The sequence below is a fragment of the Micromonospora sp. WMMC250 genome, assembly GCF_027460215.1.
Taxonomy (GTDB): Bacteria; Actinomycetota; Actinomycetes; order Mycobacteriales; family Micromonosporaceae; genus Micromonospora; species Micromonospora taraxaci.
Genome location: NZ_JAPZBJ010000002.1, coordinates 2,824,534 through 2,844,557, shown reverse-complemented (window position 1 = coordinate 2,844,557; position 20,024 = coordinate 2,824,534). Strand labels below are relative to the sequence as shown.

The window sequence follows — 20,024 nt, the reverse complement described above, 5'->3', positions numbered from 1 at the left end:
GGATGCCTGCCATTGATCCGTCCCTTGTGGTCGACGTGAGCCTGAATGTCGTCGACGCTCGACTCGACGATGCCGCGCGTCGGTGTCGGTCCCTGGTCGCCTCGCTCGGCGCGGTGGGTCTGGTGGCGTCCCGCACCGACGCCGACGGTCCCCGCGACGGGGTGAACGTCGACCTGACGCTGATGCCGTCCGTCCCGTCCGCTCCGGGCGCTGAGGCGGTGCGTCACCTGGCCGCGCCACTGCTGACGCGCTTCCGATGGAGCCGTGGCGATCTCGAGGTGGACGAATCGGCGGCCGGTCACCCGATGGGTTTCGCCGCCGGTCGGGAGCGGACGACCGACGGCGTGACGCCGATCTGTGTGTCCATCCGCGCGGCCGCCGACACCGAAGGCGAGTGGTGGGACCCGCCGGAGTGGCTGCCCGCCGACGAGTCCATCGTTCCTGTCCGGCGACGGGTCAGGCGGCTGCCGGCGGCGGCGTCCGACGACGACGTGGTGGCCCGGGTGCACGCCCGGCTGACCGCCCCCGATCTCGACACGGCTCTGGCCCGCTGCCTTCCGCTGCTCGGGCGGCCGGACGTGTGGTCCGTCGACCTGCGACAGATGGCGACCGACGACGGCGTCTGGAGTCTGGCCCTGCTCCTGGTGCTACCTCTGGTCGACGTGTCACCGCAGGCTCCCTTCGGGGCCGGTGTGGCCGCCGTGGCCGCCGAGTTCGGGTTGCCGTCGGGGCACCTACGCAGGTCACCGCTCGGAACGTGGATGGTGGCGGCGATGGAGACGACCCGGCCGCTCGGCGACGCGCCGGCGGTCGAGGCGCTGTACGTGCGGACCGGAATCGACCCGTTCGACCCGGGGCCGGTCGACCGGCCGGTGGAGACCCGGGAGATGGTGCTCCGAGGGCGGGACGAGGACGGTCCGGACGAGGCCGAGTTGATCCGCGCGATCGAGGAGGCGTTGCGCGACGCCGTACGTGTCCTGCTGGTGGTCGACGTCACCGACCCGGTCGCGGACGTCAGGGCCGTGGTCCGGGGCCTCTGTCGAGTCGAGGACGATGACATCGATTCCACCAGCACCGAGATCCTGGCCGACGGACGGCTGCGGATCGTCGCCCACCTCGGGGCCACGTTGATGACCGCCGAGGAAATCGTGGAGGTCGTCGTCGCATCGACGGATCTTCGCCCCTGGGTACGCTCGGTTCCCGAGTCGGCCGACGGCCTCGCGACCGCCGAATGGATTGCGCCGGCCGACACTCGCGGGGCCGTCCGGGTCGAGGTCACGGCAGGGTACCGGCTCGGGCTCAGCTAGCTGTCGGCCGTCCTGCCCGGCCCGACCGGCCGGGTCAGGCGAGAGGGGAGAGCTGCGGCGACCGCTCGGCCGCGGTGTCCGGTGCTGACGTCAGCTCGCGGCGGGCGGCGTTCAGGAAGGCGTCGGCGTACGACTCGGCGGGGAAGTCGCCCAGGTAGCGGCGGCGGGTGGCCCACCGCGCCTCAGCCAGCGGGTCGGTGTCCAACAGATCGGTCAGCACACCATCCATGTTGGACAGGTCGCGGTGCAGCACGTACCCCGAGCCGGCCAGCGGGAAGCGCTCCACGAACCGGTCGCCCTCGCCACCCATGTCGGTGACCGCGTACGGCTTGCCGGAGTAGAGGTAGTCCGAGATCACCCCGGACACGTCGGAGACCAACGCGTCGGAGGAGTTGACGCATTCGGTCAGGCTCAGCTCCCGGGCCGCCGCGCCGAACACGTGCTGCCGTCCGCTGCGGGCCCGGTCGGCGGCCAGCAGCTCGGTGAGTCGGCCCAACTGGCGCGCCGACGCCGGGTTCTGCGTCGTGTACGGGTGGGCCCGCAGGATCACTGTCGCGCCGCGTTCCAGCAGCCGCCGCAGCAGTTGCTCGGCCACCGGCAGCGAGCAGTAGTCGGCGTCGGCGTGGTGCCCGGTCCAGGTGGGGGTGTAGAGCACAGTGGGATGGGCCAGACCCCGCGCCGGTTCCTGGCGAACCTGGATCGACTCGACCTGTGGGCGGCCGACCACCACGAACTTGTCGGCGGGAATCTGCACCCCGGCGCGGGCGTATCTGTCGATCGCGGCCGGCCCGGCCACGAAGATCCGGTCGAAGATCCCGGACACCGGGTTGGCGCTCGGTGCCTTGTCGCTGTCGCCGTGGTGCAACTGCACGTGGGTGAGCTGGGTGAAGCGGATGCAGTGGCTGTTCTTCGCCCCGTGGTTGACGTAGAACGCCGCCCGCAGACTCGGCACCAGTGCCTCGTCCATGGCCCGCAGGGTCGGGCAGTAGACCACCGGAGCGTCGGTGGCCGCGGCGATCGGTGCCAGGAACTCCGGCTCGCGAAGCATGACCAGGAACGGGCGGCCGATCCGTTCCAGGTACGGCAACCACATGGTGACCTGGTATTCGGAGCCGGGCGGCGCGGAGAAGTAGAGCACGAACTCCGGCTGGTGCCGACGCAGCGCACGGCCCACCGCGCCACCGCCGGCGCCCGGCCGGAACCGCCGCCGGGCCAGGTCCAGTGCGACAGCCCCGACGCCCGCACCGACCAGCAGGCTGGCGACCAGTGGCACCACGGCCGGCACTGTCAGCGCGGCGGCGAGGGCCACCACGGCGAGCAGCCCGAGCAGCGCGGTGCCGAGCTGGTCGGCGACCACCGGTGTCCAGGTGCGCACCGGTAGGTTCGCCGTCCGCATCTCCAGGTTGCCGGCGGTGCGCAGAGGCCCCACCAGCAGCACCAGCCCCAGCAGGACCAGTGCGGTGGCGACCAACGCCAGGTCGACACCGTCGTCCAGCCGACGCCAATAACCCACGAGGACGGCTGCGGCGGTCAGCGTCGTCTCGGCGACGAGGTCGGCGCCGGGCCGGACACGCTGCTCCACGGCCGACGCGACCACGGCCGCGACAGCCAACGCCAGGCCCGAACCAGTGGCGTCGGTGAGCGCCAGCACGACGAAGGCCAGGACGGCCAACCCGGTGCTCAGGCAGCGGGCAGCCAGCTTACGGACCAGGTCGCCGCGCATGTCGCTCCGTTCGTGGTTCCGCAGCCGCAGGCGTCAGTTGACCGACGCCACGTCGGCCGACGTCTCGACCTGACCCGGCCCACCCTGCGTCGGCACGCTTGGCGTCACCCCGTCACCGGGCGCCCGGCGCACGTCGATGACCTGGCCGGTCAGGTCGGAGATCAGCACGTCCAGGGACGACTGGGCGACAGCCTCCGCGGCGAGCAGCGTGTGCTCCGGCTCCTCGCCGAAGGCCCGCGTCCGCATCGGGGTGGCGGTCCGCTCCGGGTTGATGCAGTTGACGCGTACGCCGACGTCGGCCCACTCGTCGGCGAGCGCCTGGGTGAGGTTGACCAGGGCGGCCTTGGTGGCCGAGTAGAGCGCGTAGCGGGCCCGGCCCCGGGTGTAGGAGCTGGACGTGTAGAGCAGCAACTGACCCTTGGTCTGCTGTAGGTAGGGCAGCGCCTGGCGGGCGATCGTCACCGGGCCGACGAAGTTGACCTGGAGCACCCGGTCCATGGTCTCCTCGTCCATCTCGGCGAGTTCGCCCCGCTCCAGGATCCCGGCGGTGACCACCACGTGGTCGATCCGACCGGTGGCCTCGAACGCGGTCGTCAGCGCGGCCTCGACGTCCTCAGCCCGCTCCACGTGGGTGCCGGTGCTGGAACGGCTGAACGGGAAGACCTGGGCGCCGAAGCGACGGGCCAGCTCGGTCAACTCGTGGCCGATGCCGTAGCTGCCGCCGAACACCACGATGGTGCGGCCGGTCAGCTCCTCGCTGTAGCTGCGGTGGTCGGTCAGCCGGGGCGCCTGCGCCGCGGCGAGCTGGAAGAGCTTGTCGGCCAGGTGCACGTCGACCGGGTGGGTGACCTTGATGTTCTCGTCCGAACCGTCGATCACCTTGATCGGGGTGCCGGGGAGGTAGCGCAGCACCACGCCGCAGTCGTCGGTGGCGGCGAAGTTCGGGTCACCCTCGGCGATCCGGTACGCCTCACGGATCGTGGGGGAGCGGAACGCCTGTGGGGTCTGCCCCCGGCGCAGCCGGGACCGCACCGGGATGTCGGTGATGCAGTCGTTGTCGTCCACCTGGATGATCGTGTCCGCGGAGGGGATGGCCACGTCCACGGCGTCGTAGGTCCAGAGGGCGTTGACGCACTCCCGCACGATCCGGCCGCTGAGCAGCGGGCGTACCGCGTCGTGGAAGAGGATGTTGCAGTCCTCCGGGCCGACCGCGTCCAGGGCGATCCGGGTGGTGGCGTTGCGGGTGTCGCCACCCTCGATCACCTTGGTGACCTTGCGCAGGCCGGCCTTGTCGACGATCTGCTGGGCGTCGTCGACGTGACCGGTCGCCATCAGCACGATGATCTCGTCGATCTCGGGCGCCGCCTCGAAGACCGCCAGGGTGTGCTCGATGATCGGCTTGCCGGCGATCTTCAGCAGCTGCTTCGGGATGCCGAGGCCGAGCCGGGTCCCGGTGCCGCCGGCCAGAACCACGGCCACCGTCCGCGAGGGCCGCCATGGCGTCGGGGTCTCCGCTGCGGCGTCCGGGCCAGTGGTCTGGTCCTGCGTCATTGCCGGATCCTCACTCTCAGGGATGCGTTAACGGAAAGTTCCGCCCGAGCGGCGACGGGATGAACCTTAACGCGCGGACCGCGCCGCCCCAACGCGGGCGACGCGGTCCGTGGCGTCGTGTCGATGCCGAGGCGCTACTTGCTGTTGGCGTACGCCTCGTAGGCCCGGACGACCTCGTCGGTGGGGCCGTCCATCCGCAGGACGCCCGATTCCAGCCAGATCGTCCGCTCGCAGGTGTCCCGTACTGAGGAGAGTTGGTGGCTGACCAGGAACACCGTGCCCGCGCCCTCGCGCAACTCCCGCACCCGCTGTTCGCTGCGCTTGCGGAAACCCTTGTCGCCGGTGGCGAGCGCCTCGTCGATGAGCAGCACGTCGTGCTTCTTGGCGGCGGCGATGGAGAACCGTAGTCGGGCCGCCATACCGGAGGAGTACGTCCGCATCGGCAGGCTGGCGAAGTCGCCCCGCTCGTTGATACCGGAGAACTCGATGATGCCCGCGGCCTGCCGGGCGACGTCGTCGGGATGCATGCCCATGGCCAGGCAGCCGAGGGTGACGTTCCGCTCGCCGGAGAGGTCGTTGAGCAGGGCGGCGTTCACGCCCAGCAGCGACGGCTGCCCCTGGGTGTAGATCGCGCCCCGGTTGACCGGCAGCAGCCCGGCGATGGCCCGCAGGATGGTGGACTTGCCGGAGCCGTTGGTGCCGATCAGCCCGATCGCCTCACCCCGGTACGCGGTGAAGGAGATGCCCTTGACCGCGTGCACCTCCCGGATGTTCGGCGCGGAGGTGCGCTTGACTAGTCGGCGCAGCGCGGCGACCGGTGTGGTGCCGCCGCCGGCGCCCTGGTGCACCCGGTAGATGATGTGCGCGTCGTCGACGACGACGGTCGGGATGCGCTCCTGCGTCGGCGTCATCGTCGCGGTCGCCTCGATGGGCGTGTGCTCAGCCACGGCCGTACTCCTGTTCCCCGCGCCAGAAGTAGATGAACCCGCCGATCCCGGCGACCAGGGCCCACCCGGCCCCGACCAACCAGAGTTGGGTCAGCGACTCGTTGAGCAGCGGCGCCTCCTCGAGCAGCGCGTACCGCGCCAGCTCGATGTAGACCAGCAGTGGGTTGTACTGCACGACCGTCGTCGCCCAGGCCGGCAGCCGCTCGAACAGGCTGACGCTGTAGAGGACGCCGGAGCCGTACATCCAGGTGCGCAGGACGAACGGCATGACCTGCTTGAGGTCGCTCGCCTTGGAACCCATCCGGGCCACCAGCAGCACCACGCCGGCGTTGAAGATCGCCTGCAGGAACAGGGCCGGGATCAGCAGCAACCACTCCAGCGTGATCGGCTCGCCGGTGACCAGCACGATGCCGATCAACACCACCATCGAGGCCAGCAGTTGCTGGAACTGCGTCAACGTGGTGGACAGCGGCAGACTCGCCCGGGGGAAGTGCAGCGCCCGGATCAGCCCCAGGTTGCTGCTGATCGCCTGGGTGCCGGCCAGGACCGCGCTCTGGGTGAAGTTGAAGATGAACAGCCCGGTGGTCAGGTAGGCGATGTAGTTCGGCATGTCGTTCTGTGCCAGCACCACCCCGAAGATCAGGTAGTAGACCGCCGCGTTGGTGAGCGGGGTGAGCACCTGCCAGAGCTGACCCAGCTTGGCGTTGCTGTACGAGGCGACCAGCTTGGCGTTGGCGTACGCGGCGATGAAGTGGCGGTACGCCCATAGTCGGCGGCTGTACTCGACGACGCTGGGGCGCTCACCGGCGACCCGTAGCCCGTGTCGAGCGGCCAGCTGCGCCTGGGTCAGGCCCGTGTCGGGGTCGACCAGCGCGGTGGTGGCCATGGAAATGGCGCTCCGATCTCTGTGCAGACGGGGTGGCTCGCGACGATGGAATCCTAGTGGGAGATGTGCGCGGGGCGCCGCCTCGTCGCTGCGTGGACAGTAGTCCGAAACACGTCGGGACGCAACCGTATCGTCGTTGCGTTACGCTGGTCCCCGTGACCTGCGATAAGAGCCCTGGATGACGACCGAGAAGAGGCGGGCCCCGGCCGGAGCGGCGGTGCTGCGCGACGAGATCACCGCGGCGATCCGGCGTGCGCTGATGCAGGAGCTCGCCGCCGTCGGCTACGGCCGGCTCTCCATCGAGGCGGTGGCCCGCCGGGCCGGCGTCAGCAAGACGGCGATCTACCGGCGGTGGAGCTCGAAGCTCGACCTGGTGTTGGAGATCGTCGCCGCGGCGGCACACGGCAAACTGCCGGCGCTGGACACCGGCACCCTGCGCGGCGACCTCGCCCTGCTGTTCCAGGCGGTGGCGCACGCGCTGCGGCACCCGCTGGCGTCGCAGATCATCCCGGACCTGCTGGCCGAGGCCGCCCGCAACCCGAGCATCGACGAGACCCTGCGTCGGGTGCTGCACGCGCGTCAACAGGAGATCGGCGGTCGCCTGGTCACCCGCGCCGTGCAGCGCGGTGAGCTGCCCGCCGACACCGACCCGGACGCGGCGATCGACCTGATCGTCGGCCCGCTCTACTGGCGGCTCGCCATCGCCCGCCTGCCGCTCACCGACAGCTACCTCGACAACCTGGTCGAGTCGGTGGCCGCCGGGCTCGGCGCCGACAGCGTCCTGCCCCGACCCCGGCCGGCCCCGATCCCGGGTTGACCAGGCGTCCGACACTCGGTCGCCCGCAGCATCGGTCTGGCTGTCCGATTCCGCTACGCTGCCCCCTTGACACCCGGCTGTCACCACGCCGAAACCCTGGTCCGCCCGACGAGTAAGGACGCCCGTGGCCACCGTCGACAGCATCGCCGTAGCGCCCGCCGATTCGGATCCGACGTCCGGAGCGGAGCAGGCAACCCGGCCCACCGACCGTCGGACCGTGGCGTCCCGGATACGCGCACTGGTCGCCGACGCCCCGGCGCTGCTCACCGACGGGGCGGTGATGGCGTTCGCGCTCTTCACGGTCCTCTACCACGCGGCCTTCCTGGGTGACCTGCGTCCGTCGGTGACCTTCCGGATCTGGCTGGTCGCCTGCGTACTGTTCGCGGTGGTGGCCCTCGTGCGTCGCCGCCGCCGTTCGGCCGCCGCCACGGCACCCGCCACCACCGCTGCCGGCGAGGAGGACGAGCCGGCCGTGGAGCGGCCTGCCGTCGACCGCCGCCTGCTGATCGGGGTGCTGGTCGCCGCCGCCGTCGCGGCCGTCTCCGCCGGTGTGGCCGCGACCGGGGTCAGCCTCACGTGGTGGATTCCGGCGATCGCCGGTCTGCTCGCCGCAGTCGGCGGGATCCTGCTTGTCCGCCGGACCTGGCTCAGCGGTCCGGTCCCCACGCCGGTCGCCCCGGTGCCCACCGTGGGGCAGTCGACGTACGCGCTGGTCATCTCGGTGCTGGTCGGAATCTCCTCGTTGTTCATGGCCCGCAACACCCCGGACGACGTGTACTACGTCGGCAAGTCGGTCTGGATCGCCGAGCGCGACCTGATCCCGATCAACGACTTCCTGTTCTCCGAGAACGTGCTGCCGGCCATGGGCTCGCAGCCGCCGATCCCCTCGATCGAGGTCTTCGACGGTGCGTTCGCCAACGTCGTCGGCATCCACGCCAGCTCGGCCCTCTGGTACGTGCTGCTGCCGATCATGGCGGTGCTCGCCGCGCTCGCCCTCTGGCGGCTGACGCACCGGTGGGCCCCGCGTCGCCCGGTGCTCGCCTTCACGGTGGCCATCGCCTACCTGTACCTCGTCGCCGGCGGTGACGCCGCGCTGGGCACGTTCCACCTTCCTCGGCTGCACGAGGGCAAGGGCATGTTCGTCTCGGCGGTCATCCCGCTGATGTGGCTCTACCTGACCGAGTGGTTCGACAACCGGTCACGGCGCAGCCTGGTGCTCATCGTGGCGCTCTCGATCACCGCGATCGGCCTCACCAACACCGCGGCGATCATCCTGCCGATGCTGGTGGGCGCCGCCGGCTTCGCCATGCTCCTGGTCGGGCGCTGGAAGGCCGCCGTCGTCGCCGCGGTCGCCGCTCTCGCGTACCCCATCGGCTCGCTGGTGGTCTCGCGGCTGCTGCTCGGCGGGATGGCCGCGGAGGGCGCGGACGACGCCTTCTTCAACGCGGTCTTGACCTACCGGAGGACGCTGTTGTTCGGCGTGGTCGGGGTGATCAGCGGTCTGGCGCTGTGGTGCGGGGCACTGCTCGCCCGTCGGCGCACCCCGGCGCTGCTCATCGCCGGCGCCACCCTGGCGCTGAGTGTGATGTTCGTACCCGGCGTGCTGGAGCTGATGAGCGCGTTGAGCGGTATCTCGGTGGTGCTCTGGCGCGTGCCGTGGCTGCTCGCCCTGCCGACGCTGATCGGTCTGCTCTGCACCGTGCGCGTGCCGGCGCCGACACCGACGCTGCGGCGCGCGGCGGCCGGCGGGGTCGCGGTGCTGCTGGTTGCCGCGTTCGCCCTGTTCGCGACTCCGATGTGGTCGCCGAAGAGCTGGGTCGAGGTGCACGAGCGGCCCACCTGGAAGCTTCCTCAGCAGCGTCAGAAGATCGCGTTCTGGATCAAGGAGTTGGACCGCCCGGAGGGCATGCTGCTGGCCCCGAAGGTGATCATGCGCACCACGCCGATCGTCACCAGCGAGGTCCGGGTCGTCCTGCCCCGCGACTTCTACCTCGTCGAGTACGACCTCAACTCGCAGTTCGCCAAGGACCGGTTGCTGCTCGCCGGCTTCGCCGACGGCGTCAGCGCCCCGACGCCGGCCGAGCTGGCGCCCGCGCTGGACCGCCTCGACGTGGGCACCATCTGCGTCTACAAGGGCAACCAGTACGCGCGCGACACCGCGCCGCAGCTCGGCTACCAGGAGTTCGCCGCGCGCAAGGCGCCCGGGGCGATGATCTGCTTCCGGCGGATCGCCTGAGCGGACCCCTGTCGAGCAGCCCGACCCAGGGATGGGTCGGGCGCACCCAGGCGCGGAGCTTTGCCCGAAATGGTGCCGGATACCCGAGTGACGCTCGGGCGTCCCCTCGCGTTAAGGTCGCAGTCACGCGCAGGGCGGCTGCGGTCGACCCGCCGCGCGACGGGGGAGTGGCGTCGATCCATTCACGGGCACAGCCCGCAAGCAATCTCGTAGGGAGCGAACTCTTTTGTTCGGCACGTTGACAGGACGCCTCGGAGTGGCCGCCCACAGTGCCCTGCTGGTGCTGGCCTACCTCGTCATGCTCGTCGGTGGTGTGTTCGGCTGGATCAGCCTGTTCGCCGTCGCCGGGCTCGCCGCCGTCATCGGCGAGTTCGCCGTCGCCCGCTGGTCGCCGTCGTCGCACCTGCTGCTGGAGAAGGTGGGCCTGCACTGGTCGTACCGGCAGCTCACCCGGGACCTCGCGGCCGTCCTGCTCGTCGCCGCCGAGGTGCGGCTCAGCGGCGGGGAGCTGACCCTGCTGCTGGCGCTGCCGGCCGCGGTGTGGGTCGTGTCCGTCTTCGCCGGCGCGCTCTCCGTCATGATCGAGCGTCGTAACCCGCTCTCCGCGATGGTGCGCAACATCGACCTGGGCGAGCTGCGCTCCCCGCACCAACTGCCGGCCTGGGTGGCGGCGGTCACCGGCGACCGGATGCCCCTGCTCAACCTGCTGCTCGTTCCGGCCGCCGTGGTCGCGGCCGTACGGCACGATCCGACGCCGTTCTTCGTCGCCGCCGCAGTGGCGGTCGTGGCAACCGGTGTGGTGGGTGCCATCACCGCTCTGACCTGGTTGCGAGGCCGGGGCCAGGGCACCGGGCAGGGCCTGGTGCTGCCCGCCGTCCAGCGGTGGATGGACACCTACCGACCCGAGGTGGCGCTCTACTTCGCAGGCCCGGCCAAGGACGTCTACCAGGCCAACATGTGGCTCGCCCCGGCCGAGGCGCTCCAACAGCGCGCCGTGGTCCTGATGCGCAGCCGCGACGCGTTCCTGGAGCTGGCCGACACCCGGCTGCCGGTGATCTGCGTACCGGCCGGTGTCGACTTCATGAACCTCGACCTGCGCGGCATCCGCGCGGCGCTGTACGCAGCGAACGTCGGCGCGAACATCCACATGCTTCGCGAGCCCACCACGAAGCACGTCTTCGTCGGGCACGGTGACAGCGACAAGCAGGCCAGCGTCAACCCCTACAGCAAGGTGTACGACGAGGTCTGGGTCGCCGGGCTGGCCGGTCGCGAGCGGTACGCCCGGGCCGGCGTGGGCGTGCTCGACTCGGACATCGTCGAGATCGGCCGGCCGCAGCTCGCCGGGGTGCACACCTTCGGCGCCGAGTCGGTGGACCGGCCGTTCACGGTGCTCTACGCGCCCACCTGGGAGGGTTGGCTCGACGACGACCCGTACCACACCTCGCTGGTGCTGATGGGTGAGCGGATCGTCAAGGGACTGCTGGCCACGAACCCTCGGCTGCGACTGGTCTACAAGCCGCACCCGCTCACCGGGTCGCGGTCCAACAAGGCCAGGGCCGCACACGAGCGGATCGTCGCGGCCATCCGCGCCGCCGGCGGCGACGCGGACGCGTCCTCCTTGGACGGCACCGCGCACCTGGTGGTGACCGGTCGTACGCCGGCGTTGTTCGACTGCTTCAACCAGACCGACCTGCTGATCAGCGACGTGTCCAGCGTGGTCTCCGACTTCGTGCAGAGCCAGCGCCCGTACGTGGTGGCCAACCCGGCCGGTCTGTCCGAGGACGATTTCCGCCGGGACTACCCGACGGCCCGGGCCGCGTACCTGCTCTCGAAGGACTGCGGCGAGCTGGAGAAGATCGTGTCGGTGACGCGGGCCGGCGACGACCCGATGACCGAGGCCCGCCGGGAGCTGAAGACCTACCTGCTCGGCCCCGCCGAGGCGAACCCGATGGACCGGTTCCAGGAGGAGATCAGCCGGCTCTGCCGCTGAGTCCGCACGGATGGCGTTGCGCGCCCGGCCCGACACCTGTCGGGTCGGGCGCGACCGTGTCAGCCCAGAAGAGCGGCGACCGCCTCGGCGACCGGGGTGTCCGCGGGCAACGCCTGCGCCGCCACCACCGCGGCGACCGGCAGTGGACCGTACACGTGCGGGAAGAGCTGTCCTCCGCGCGACGGCTCCCACCGCAACGCGTCGCCCAGCCGGTCCTCCGCCACGCTCAGCAGCGTCAGCCCGGTCGCGCCGGCGAAGTGTCGCCGTGCCGTCTCGACGACCTGGTCGCCGCCGGAGAGGTGGATGAAACCGTCCTGCCGGTCCAGGGCGGAGCCGGTGAAGGCGCCGGCGGCGAGGGCGTCGTCCCACTCGGTGCTGGACAGCAGTTTGTAGATCATCTCGGTAGCCTACGGCGCTGCCGTGGGCGCGCCGAGGCGGTTTCCCCGGTACCGCCGCGCCCGTCACCCTCGGCCGGGCATGCTCAGGTCAAGGCCGCGGAGGGGATGGGCGATGCAGAGCTACGACGACGACTGGACCGACAGCCAGCGCGCGCTGTACGACGAGTGCTACCGGGCCGGCGGCGAGTGGGCCGAGGACCCGGACACTCCGTCCGACGACGTCCAGCACGTGATCAACCTGGCCGAGGCGGACGACGACGCCTTCCAGGATGCCGAGATCGACTATCCGCCCCTGGTCGACGCGGTCACCCAGGCCGGCGGCGTCACCGTGACGAGCGTGCCGGCCAGCCACGAGGACCCGGGCTTCCGTGGCTTCACCGACGGCGTCCGGGACGCCACCGCCGACGACGTCTTCGGCCTGTAACCGCACATCGCGGTAGGCGGCCTCCCGCTCCGCGCCCCCTTCTGCCACCATTCGCAGAACGGTTGCGACGGACGGAGGCACGGGTGCGGATCCTGCTGGTGGAGGACGACCGCCGGGTCGCCGGTGCGCTCTCCTCCGCCCTGACCCGCCGTGGATACGAGGTGGAGCACGCGGCCACCGTCGCGGCCGCGCTCTCCGCAGCCCCGTGTGACCTGGTGTTGCTCGATCTGACCCTGCCCGACGGCGACGGCACCGACCTGTGCCGGGAGCTGCGCCGCCGCAGCAGCCAGCTCGGCATCATCGCGGTGACCGCGCGGGGTGAGGAACGGGACCGGGTGCTCGGTCTGCGCCTCGGCGCGGACGACTACGTCGTCAAGCCGTTCTCGATGGTCGAGTTGCAGGCCCGGATCGAGGCGGTGCTGCGCCGGGCCGCCAACGCCGCGCCGGAGCGACACCTCATCGAGGCCGGGTCGGTACGCATCGACGTGGCCGCCCGGACGGTGACCGTGGACGGCCGCGCCGTCACCCTGACCCGCAAGGAGTTCGACGTCCTGCTCTCGCTGGCCCGCCAGCCCGGGGTGGCGGTGCCGCGCGATCGCATCCTGCTCGACGCGTGGGGCACCACCTGGGCCGATCGGCACACTGTCGAGGTGCACGTCGGGTCGCTGCGCGGCAAGCTCGGTGACGCCCGCTTGGTGGAGACCGTCCGCGGCGTCGGCTACCGGCTGCGGGACGCGTGAGGGGCTGACGTGCGCCGTCGACTGGTGATCAGCTACCTGCTGCTGATGGTCCTCGTCCTCATCGCGCTGGAGACACCGCTGGCCGCCACCATGGCCAGCCGGGAGACCGAACGGGTGCGTGCCGACCGGCTCGCCGACGCCACCCGGTTCGCCTCGCTGGCCGGCCCGGCGTTGCGCGACGGTGGGCCGGGCCCGATCGAGTCGGAGCTGAACAGCTACGACAACCTGTACGCGATCGGTGTGGCGGTCGTCGACCGGGACCGCAGCACCCCGGTCTCGTCGCCGGGGTGGCAGCCCAGCCCTGCGACGGCGATGGTTCTGGACATCGCGCTGTCCGGGCAGCAGACCAGCGCGCCCGAGTCGGTCTGGCCCTGGACGACCGACCCGGTGGTGGTGGCCGCGCCGATCAACGACGGCGGTGAGGTGCTCGGCGCGGTGGTGATCGCGTCGCCGTCCGGCCCGATCCGCCGAGCTGTCGCCGCGTGGTGGCTGCTGCTCGCCCTGGCCGGTCTGCTCGCCGTGCTGGCCTGCGTGCTCACCGCGTTCGGGCTGGCCGGTTGGGTGCTGCGCCCCGTCACCGAACTGGATGCCGTCACCCACGAGATCGCCAGGGGCGATCGGGGCGCACGGGTGCAGCACCGCCTGGGCCCTCCGGAGCTACGCCGCCTCGCGACCAGTTTCAACCACATGGCCGACGTGGTGTCCGACGTGATGGACCGTCAGCGCGCCTTCGTCGCGCACGCCAGCCACCAACTGCGCAACCCGCTCACCGCGTTGCGGCTGCGGGTGGAGGAGCTGGGCCCCAGCCTCACCGACCCGGACGGCCGGTCCGAGCACCAGCTGGCCCTTGAGGAGACCGACCGGCTGGCGTTGGTGCTCGACGCGCTGCTCACCCTCGCCCGGGCCGAACGGGAGGAGAACGAGCGGGTCACGGTGGACGCCGCCGCGGTGGCCGCGTCCCGGGTGTCCGCGTGGGCGCCGCTGGCCCGGCACCGTTCGGTCGCGCTGCGGTTGGCCACGAGCGACGCCCCGGTGTACGCCCAGACCGTGCCGACCGCCGTCGACCAGGCGCTGGACGCGTTGATCGACAACGCGGTGAAGTTCAGCGGGGCGGGGGGAGCGGTCACGGTGACCGTCGACCGCCGCGACGACGGGGTGTCCCTGGAGGTGCGGGACTCCGGCCCGGGCATGACCGAGAGTCAGCTCCGCCAGGCGACCGAGCGGTTCTGGCGAGCGCCGGACGCGCAGAACGTGGACGGCGCGGGGCTGGGCCTCACCATCGCCGCCGTGCTGGTGGACGCCTCCGACGGACGGCTCACCATGCGCCCGGGGGAGTCACGCGGGCTGGTCGCCGCCCTGTGGTTCCCGGCGGCGGAGCCCGACCCGGCGGCGGAGCCCGCGGACGAGGAACCGGCCGCCGACCTGCGGCCCGCCCCGGCGCGCTGACGGCGGCTCGTCAGGGCTTGGCCGCCCGGTACCAGTTCGCGGCCCCGGGGTGCAGCGACAGCGGCGCGGTGACGATCGCCGACCGAGGGCTCATCCGTCCCGCCGCCGGATGCGCGGCGGCCAGTTCGGCCCGGCGTTCCATCAACAACCTGGTCACCTCCCGGACCAACTGCTCCGGCAAGTCGGCCCGGACGATGAGGTAGTTCGGGTCGGCGACGGTGGTCACCGCGTCCACCCCGTACACCGAGCGGGGGATGTCCCGGGAGACGTAGACCTGGCCGTAGCGGTCGCGCAGCGGCTCGGTCCACTCGCTGAGGTCCACGATCCGGGTGGCGCTGCGCCAGGCCAACTCCTCGATGCCCCGTACCGGCAACCCGCCGGAGAAGAAGAACGCGTCGATCCGCCCGGACCGCAACGCCGCCACCGAGTCGTCCAGACCGAGTCGTTCCCGACGGATCTCGTCGCCGCCGAGGCGGGCCACCTCCAGCAGCCGGGTCGCGGTGATCTCGGTGCCCGAGCCGGGTGCGCCGACGGAGACGCGGCGGCCACGCAGGTCGGCGACCGTGCGGACCGGGCCGCCACCCGTGGTGACCAGGTGCAGCTGGTCGTCGTACACCCGGGCGATGGCCTCGACCGTCGGGTTCTCCGCCGTGGTGGTGGGCAGCACGTCGGCCTGGGTGAAGCCCAGCTCGGCCGCGCCCGAACCGACCAGTTGGACGTTCTCCGCCGACGCGGCGGTGATCACCACGCTGGCCCGCACGTCGGGCAGGTCCCGGTTGAGGATGGCCGCCAGCGACTGGCCGAACGCGTAGTAGACGGCGGTGGGGCTGCCGGTGGCGATCCGGATCGTCGTCGGCGCGGTCGGAGCGTCCCGGCATCCAGCGGTCAGGGCCGCGGTCAGGGCCGCGGTCAGCAGCACCGTCAACAGGGCCGCCCACCCGGCGCGGTGGCGTCCGGGCCGGCGGGACAAGGTACGACTCACGCGGTGCACTGTGCGCCGTCGGGCCCGTGCGCGCAAGCCCTCCGTCGGTGCGCTGGGCGGGATCAGTAGGGCGGGCGTCCTGCCGTCGCCGCGGCCACGGCCCGAGTCGTCGGCGGAGGCGTGACGGGCGTCGTCGCCGGCCCGCGCGCCGGCTCCAGGGCCGCGCTGCTCAGGATCCGCGCCCGGTCCGGGCCGTCGTTCACGCTGACCAGGAAACAGCCGGTGCCGGGGCGGAGCCGGGCCGGCACGTCCAGTACCGCCGCGCTCCGGATCAGCACCGCGGCCAGCTCCCGGTCGGTGAGCCGCACGCCGAGGATGTGCCGGCGGACGTGCCGCCCGGCGGCCAGCAGCGCCGAGCGCCAGGCCGCCGCCGAGAGCCGGGTCGCCAACCGCCGGCGTGCCGGCGAGGCCCCGGGCAGCGGTCCGCCGAGCAGCTCACGCCGCCCCTGCCACCAACCCGCGTCCACCACCCGGGTGTACGCGCCCCGGTGTTCCTGGGGCACCCACAGCCGATGCAGCTCGTAGCGGCGGCGCAGACCTCCGACGGCGACCTCGTGGGTGACCGGGATGTCCAGCCGGGCGAGCAGTTGCCGCATCCGTTGTGCCGCGTCCTCCCGGTTGAACTCCACCCCCGACGCGTACGCCGGGAGTGCCGTGCTCGACCGGGCGGTGGCCGGGGGCGGCGTGCAGCGCAGCAGGCAGGCGGCCTCGAACGCGTCGCCCAGAGTCAGCCAGTCCATCGGAGACGGCAACGTCGGAGGGCGGGGCCGGTCGAGCACTGCGGGTTCGGAGGTCAACGGAGGCTCCCTCGTCGGAGTCTGGGTGTCCCTACCGTGGCCCCTGCGCCCCCGTAACGGAACTGCTCCGGCCCAGCCTTGAGCAAATCTTGCGGCTGCCGACCCGTCAGAGGTCGGTGACCACCAGATCCACCTGCCGTGCCCGCCCGGGCGCGGGGGTCTGCTCCACGACCGTGTGTTTCAACTCCCGCAACGCGGCGACCAGTTCGGTGGCGGTGCGCGGTCGAGCGCCGGCGAGGAGGAGGTCACGCACCAGACGCCCCTTGGTCGCCTTGTTGAAGTGGCTGACCACCGAGCGGACCGGCACGCCGTCGACCTCCCGCTCGTGCAGCACCCGCACCGTGACGGTCCGTTCGGCCAGCTTCCCGCGCGGCGACCAGGTGGCCGCGTACGCGCCGGAGCGCAGATCCAGCACCGGGCCGTTGCCGGCGGCGGCGTCCAACACCGGCGCCAGCTCGGTGCGCCAGTACGCCGACAACGCCCCCACGTCCGGCAGGCGAGCGCCGATGGGGCAGCGGTACGGGGGGATCCGGTCGGCCAGCCGGACCACGCCCCACAAACCGGAGCTGATCATGATCGACCGGCGGGCCGCCCGCTGCGCCGTGGCCGGCAGCGAGGCCAGGTCCAACGCCTCGTAGAGCACCCCGGTGTAGAGCCGCTCGGCGGGCGCGGTGGCTGCCTCCCGCAGTCGGGCGTTGCGGCGCAGCTCGCCGAGCTGACCCTCGCTGAGCCCGAGCGCCGCCCGCGCGGCTTCCACGTCCGGCCCGGCGCAGAGCGCCACCAGCGCGTCGAGCACCCGCTCCCGGGCCGGGTTCAGCTCGGGCAGCGACACCCGGTCCGGGGACCAGCGCCGTCCGGTGCCGGCGTCGGCCTTCCCCTCGGAGGGCGGCAGCAGGATGAGCATGGGTCTCCTCGGGCGGTGCAACGGCGGCAGCCCGGTCAGCGTACGACCCGCCACTACCGCCAGGGGCGCACCGGGGTGTCGGGGTGGTACACGCGATACCCACCGACCTCGCGTACCGGTGCGGCATCGGCCCGGTCGGCCAGCAGCCGGCGCAGCCTCCGGTCCATCGGCGAGCCGACCTCCGTCACGTAACCCGGCCGTTCGGCCCGCCCGACCTGCCGCCAGTACGGCAGGTAGCGGTTCTGCCCGGGGGACAGGTCGCCGTCGAGCACCCCGCAGACCACCGTCTCGTTCGTGTTGAAGATCAGCCGGTTGCAGGTCCAGTAGTCCCCGTACACCTGGTGGGGACCGTTGGCCCGCAGCGCGGCGGCCAAGTCCCGGGCCTGGCGCTCCTCGGTCCGGGACGCCGCGGTGCCGGTTGCCGCGAAGAGCACCGTGATCAGCAGCGCGGTCGCGGTCAGGGCGGCCAGCACGGCGGTGGACAGCGCCCCGGCGAGCCGTCCGAGCGCGCCGACAGTGCCCCGCCAACAGGCGACCGCCACCACCCAGAGCGGCCAGAGCACCGCCGGCAGCGACAGTTGCAGCACCGACAGGTACCGGGCATTGTCCAGCGGGCTGGTCGCGGCGAGCGGGCTGCGCACGTACGACAGAAGTGTCAACGCGGCGCCGACGACCAGCGCGAGCTGCACGACCGGCCCGACCCGCGCCCCACGCGGCCCCGCAGCCGCCCGGCCGGTCTGCTCCCCGCGCGGCTGGGCCGCCCGGCGGTACGCCAGCGCGGCGAACACCGCGCCGGCCAGCAGCAGCACCGGATACAGCACCCCGAACCACTGTTGCCACCGACCGCAGCCGTCCACCGGGCAGAGCCCGTGCGCCAGCGGCACCCCCTCCAGCAGTCCGCCCCGAATCCGGTCGGACCACGGCGGCAGCGGCCCGGCCTTGGTGCTGATCTCCCGGAACACCGACAGCGAGTCGTCACCCGGCCCGGCCCGCAGGTTGTCGACGATCATCGGTGCCACGCCGACGGCGACCCCGGCCACCAGCAGCAGACCGGACCAGCCGAGCAGTTCCCGCCGCACCGCCCAGACCAGGGCCAGCCCGGCCACCGCCAGGTACGGCAGGATCAGCCAGTCCGACCAGAGGGCCAGCCCGACGAGCAGGCCGAACGCGGTGACGGCGAGTCGTCGGCGGTGGATCGTGCCGGCGGCCAACCCCACCGTGATCAGCAGCATCACCAGCACCGCCGGCTTCACCTCGGGTCGACCGCCGACCACTGTGAGCTGGTCGCGCACCACCCGCTCGCCTCCGAGCACGAGCAGGCCCACGACGAAGGTGGCGAACCAGGGCGTGCAGATCCGGCGGGTCAACCGGTGGATCAGATAGAGGAACAGCGCGTACAGCGCGAGCATCGGCAACCGCAGCACCGGCCAGCTCGGCCCCGCCACTGCCACCAGGGGCGCCGCCAGGTACGACTCCACCATCCCCATGTAGTGCTGGCCGTAGAGGAAGACCGGGCGTTCCCGGCCCTGCCCGATGTGTAGTGCGGCAAGGCCGAACGTGGCCTCGTCGCTGTTCGACACCGGCACCGTGAACACCGTCAGGACCAGCCGGTAGACCACACCGGCCACCCCGAACAGCAGCGCGACGAGCGCCGGCCGGTCGAGTCGCGGACGCCATCGCCCACGGTGCTGCTCTGGTTGCGACACGACCAACGCCCCCGTCGTCGTCCCGACCGGAGTGTTTCACGTTCCGCCGGGCCGCCGAGGTGGATCGGCGCAGTCGGAGGCCACTCGCGTGGCCGTGGCTGTCGGCGTGTGGCAGGGTTGGCGCGTGCCACCCACTCCCGCCGGCCAGCTGGCCGTTCCGAACCTGCACCGGGCTGCGCGGATCGAGGACGCCGTTCACCAGCTCGTGCAGCGTCGCCTGCGGCGCACCGGCTGGCGGGTCAACATCGTCGCGTACACCGGCTACGGCGCTCCGGGCTGGGTGCGGGTGATGTGCCGGGTGCTGCTGGGACGTCCGGACACCCGCCAGCGGGGTCGGCTGGACAAGGTCCGCGGCTGGCGCAGCTTCACCACGCTGCCCAACAAGCACGTCACGGTGACCATCGAGGCGGGCGGGGTGCGGCACGAGACCCAGGCCGACCGCAGCGGCTTCGTCGACACACTCGTCGAGGCCGACCTGCCGCCCGGCTGGGGCACCGTCCGCCTCAGCGTCCCGGACGCCGAACCCGTCGACGCGCCGGTGCGCATCCTCGACCCGGAGGTCAAGTTCGGCATCCTCTCCGACATCGACGACACGGTGATGGTCACCGCGCTGCCCCGGCCGCTGCTCGCCGCCTGGAACACGTTCGTGCTCGACGAACACGCCCGAGCCGCCGTGCCCGGCATGGCGGTGCTCTACGAGCGGCTGGTCACCGCGCACCCGGGCGCACCGGTCTTCTACCTCTCCACCGGCGCGTGGAACGTCGCACCCACACTGACCCGCTTCCTGTCCCGGCACCTCTACCCGGCCGGGCCGCTGCTGCTCACCGACTGGGGCCCGACCGCCGACCGCTGGTTCCGCAGCGGCATGGAACACAAGCGGTCCACCCTGGCCCGGCTGGCCAAGGAGTTCCCCGACGTGCGTTGGCTGCTCGTCGGCGACGACGGCCAGCACGACCAGGAGATCTACCGGGAGTTCGCCGCCGCCCACCCGGAGAACGTCGCCGGGGTGGCGATCCGCCGCCTCTCCCCGACGCAGTCGGTGCTGGCCGGCACCCTGCCCGCCCCGGCCGGACGCCCGTCGTCGGGGCCGGTGGGGCAGAAGTGGCTCTCCGCGCCCGACGGCGCCGGCCTCTGGCAACTGCTGCGCGACGCCGGCCTGGTCTGACGGCC

Annotated in this window: 17 protein-coding genes; 8 read left to right on the top strand and 9 right to left on the bottom strand. The window is 72.1% G+C overall.

The genetic code is table 11. The features are described from left to right. Positions 1–2 precede the first annotated feature (2 nt). The gene (locus O3438_RS12380) at positions 3–1,307 is read left to right on the top strand and encodes a hypothetical protein (protein ID WP_269680100.1); all 1,305 of its coding nucleotides are present in this window, start codon (positions 3–5) and stop codon (positions 1,305–1,307) included. A gap of 34 nt (positions 1,308–1,341) precedes the next feature. On the opposite strand, the gene O3438_RS12375 is transcribed toward O3438_RS12380, so the two are convergent. From O3438_RS12375 to O3438_RS12360, 4 genes are all read right to left on the bottom strand, one after another. Further along, positions 1,342–3,030: a CDP-glycerol glycerophosphotransferase family protein gene (locus O3438_RS12375; RefSeq protein ID WP_269680099.1), complete on the bottom strand. Its 1,689-nt coding sequence runs from the start codon at positions 3,028–3,030 to the stop codon at positions 1,342–1,344. Positions 3,031–3,063: 33 nt separating this feature from the next. After that, complete coding sequence (locus O3438_RS12370) at positions 3,064–4,581, bottom strand: bifunctional cytidylyltransferase/SDR family oxidoreductase (protein WP_269680098.1); 1,518 nt, start codon at positions 4,579–4,581, stop codon at positions 3,064–3,066. 134 nt (positions 4,582–4,715) lie between these two features. Further along, on the bottom strand, positions 4,716–5,492 hold the full coding sequence (locus O3438_RS12365) for an ABC transporter ATP-binding protein (protein WP_088991800.1): 777 nt from the start codon (positions 5,490–5,492) through the stop codon (positions 4,716–4,718). Between the two features lie 28 nt (positions 5,493–5,520). Then, entirely contained in the window at positions 5,521–6,414 is an 894-nt protein-coding gene (locus O3438_RS12360) for an ABC transporter permease (RefSeq protein ID WP_269680097.1), read from the bottom strand. Positions 6,415–6,592: 178 nt separating this feature from the next. Here O3438_RS12360 and O3438_RS12355 point away from each other — a divergent pair, with 178 nt between their 5' ends. From O3438_RS12355 to O3438_RS12345, 3 genes are all read left to right on the top strand, one after another. After that, complete coding sequence (locus O3438_RS12355; RefSeq protein WP_145784275.1) at positions 6,593–7,231, top strand: TetR/AcrR family transcriptional regulator; 639 nt, start codon at positions 6,593–6,595, stop codon at positions 7,229–7,231. 124 nt (positions 7,232–7,355) lie between these two features. Beyond that, entirely contained in the window at positions 7,356–9,467 is a 2,112-nt protein-coding gene (locus O3438_RS12350) for a DUF6077 domain-containing protein (protein WP_269680096.1), read from the top strand. 226 nt (positions 9,468–9,693) lie between these two features. Then, positions 9,694–11,457 (top strand): CDP-glycerol glycerophosphotransferase family protein, encoded by a 1,764-nt coding sequence (locus O3438_RS12345; protein ID WP_269680095.1) that lies wholly within the window; start codon positions 9,694–9,696, stop codon positions 11,455–11,457. A 59-nt stretch (positions 11,458–11,516) separates the two neighbouring features. Here the strand turns inward: O3438_RS12345 and O3438_RS12340 are convergent, their stop codons facing one another. Continuing rightward, positions 11,517–11,855 (bottom strand): DUF952 domain-containing protein, encoded by a 339-nt coding sequence (locus O3438_RS12340; RefSeq protein WP_269680094.1) that lies wholly within the window; start codon positions 11,853–11,855, stop codon positions 11,517–11,519. Between the two features lie 112 nt (positions 11,856–11,967). Between O3438_RS12340 and O3438_RS12335 the strand changes: the two genes are divergently transcribed. The 3 genes from O3438_RS12335 (at position 11,968) to O3438_RS12325 (ending at position 14,465) form a co-directional block, all read left to right on the top strand. Next, complete coding sequence (locus tag O3438_RS12335) at positions 11,968–12,279, top strand: hypothetical protein (protein ID WP_269680093.1); 312 nt, start codon at positions 11,968–11,970, stop codon at positions 12,277–12,279. Positions 12,280–12,362: 83 nt separating this feature from the next. After that, on the top strand, positions 12,363–13,019 hold the full coding sequence (locus tag O3438_RS12330; RefSeq protein ID WP_088990531.1) for a response regulator transcription factor: 657 nt from the start codon (positions 12,363–12,365) through the stop codon (positions 13,017–13,019). A gap of 9 nt (positions 13,020–13,028) precedes the next feature. Next, on the top strand, positions 13,029–14,465 hold the full coding sequence (locus O3438_RS12325) for a sensor histidine kinase (RefSeq protein ID WP_269680092.1): 1,437 nt from the start codon (positions 13,029–13,031) through the stop codon (positions 14,463–14,465). A 10-nt stretch (positions 14,466–14,475) separates the two neighbouring features. Here the strand turns inward: O3438_RS12325 and O3438_RS12320 are convergent, their stop codons facing one another. The 4 genes from O3438_RS12320 to O3438_RS12305 all read right to left on the bottom strand — a co-directional run bounded on the left by O3438_RS12320 (position 14,476) and on the right by O3438_RS12305 (position 18,854). Next, on the bottom strand, positions 14,476–15,435 hold the full coding sequence (locus O3438_RS12320) for a TAXI family TRAP transporter solute-binding subunit (RefSeq protein ID WP_269683633.1): 960 nt from the start codon (positions 15,433–15,435) through the stop codon (positions 14,476–14,478). 74 nt (positions 15,436–15,509) lie between these two features. Continuing rightward, complete coding sequence (locus tag O3438_RS12315) at positions 15,510–16,187, bottom strand: hypothetical protein (RefSeq protein WP_269683632.1); 678 nt, start codon at positions 16,185–16,187, stop codon at positions 15,510–15,512. Between the two features lie 163 nt (positions 16,188–16,350). Further along, positions 16,351–17,148 (bottom strand): peroxide stress protein YaaA, encoded by a 798-nt coding sequence (yaaA, locus tag O3438_RS12310; protein ID WP_269680091.1) that lies wholly within the window; start codon positions 17,146–17,148, stop codon positions 16,351–16,353. A gap of 53 nt (positions 17,149–17,201) precedes the next feature. After that, positions 17,202–18,854, bottom strand: coding sequence for a hypothetical protein (locus O3438_RS12305; RefSeq protein WP_269680090.1), 1,653 nt, complete (start codon positions 18,852–18,854; stop codon positions 17,202–17,204). 124 nt (positions 18,855–18,978) lie between these two features. On the opposite strand from O3438_RS12305, the gene O3438_RS12300 reads away from it, so the two are divergent. Continuing rightward, complete coding sequence (locus O3438_RS12300) at positions 18,979–20,019, top strand: App1 family protein (RefSeq protein ID WP_145784254.1); 1,041 nt, start codon at positions 18,979–18,981, stop codon at positions 20,017–20,019. The last annotated feature ends 5 nt before the right edge of the window (positions 20,020–20,024 follow it).